The following is an 832-nucleotide window of genomic DNA, read 5'->3' on the forward strand; positions in this document are numbered from 1 at the left end:
ACTATGCCTTCTTTTTCAAGCATACTTAAAGCCCCATCAGCACAAAAGATCACTGCTTTATCTTGATAAGCTTTAAGTAAAGGAAGTTGTTTAGCTAAACTAGGTCCTGCAGAAACTACTATAGCATTTTCAAATTTGTTTTTTCTTTCACTTAAGATTCTTTGAAAAGGAATGCTTTCAAGCATAGAAGGGATGTTTTGTAAAAGATGAGAATAACACTCAAAACCGATGTTTAAATTAGAAATTAAATTTCTTACTGTGACTTCTATATTTTTCTCGCAAAGCTCATCTGCTTTATACCAGATATCCTCATAAAATTTTTTATAATAAACATTATTTACAAACATTTCATATAAACTTAAGTACTCAAACATATCTTTCATATCAAAAAGTATAAGCAGTTGAATATCTACTCTTTCTTCTTCGATATCCACAAGATAAATTTTTCCACTACAAAGCTCTTCGCTCAAATCCAGTGTACTTAAAGCTAGGACAAAAAGTTCTATTTCGCTTTCAAATACAAAAAGATGTTTATAGTGTTTAGCTAAATTTTTAATCAGTAAAGCATTGCCTATACCATAAATACATATAAAAGGATATCTAGGAGTTTTTTCTAAAATACTTTGATAGAAAAAATTTAATTCTTCTTCTAAATTTTCATACATAAAAACATTATGAGTTTTATCATAGATATTTAAATTTTCATCTATATTAAAACGAGAACAAGTTTTATTTTGTATGAAATTTAAAAGTTTATTTCCTAAGGGTTCATTTACTCCACTTAATAAAGCTTGTATGTTTTTTTCTAGTATGGTCATTAGGTTTCCTTAAA

Annotated in this window: 1 protein-coding gene; it reads right to left on the reverse strand. The window is 27.0% G+C overall.

What is annotated here, in order from left to right:
- Positions 1-818, reverse strand: an 818-nt coding sequence (locus AJN64_RS02450) for a 6-hydroxymethylpterin diphosphokinase MptE-like protein (RefSeq protein ID WP_148122980.1), incomplete at its 3' end; no start/stop codon positions are given.
- Between the last annotated feature and the right edge of the window lie 14 nt (positions 819-832).

It is taken from the genome of Campylobacter sp. BCW_4332, from assembly GCF_001763175.1.
GTDB lineage: Bacteria > Campylobacterota > Campylobacteria > Campylobacterales > Campylobacteraceae > Campylobacter_D > Campylobacter_D jejuni.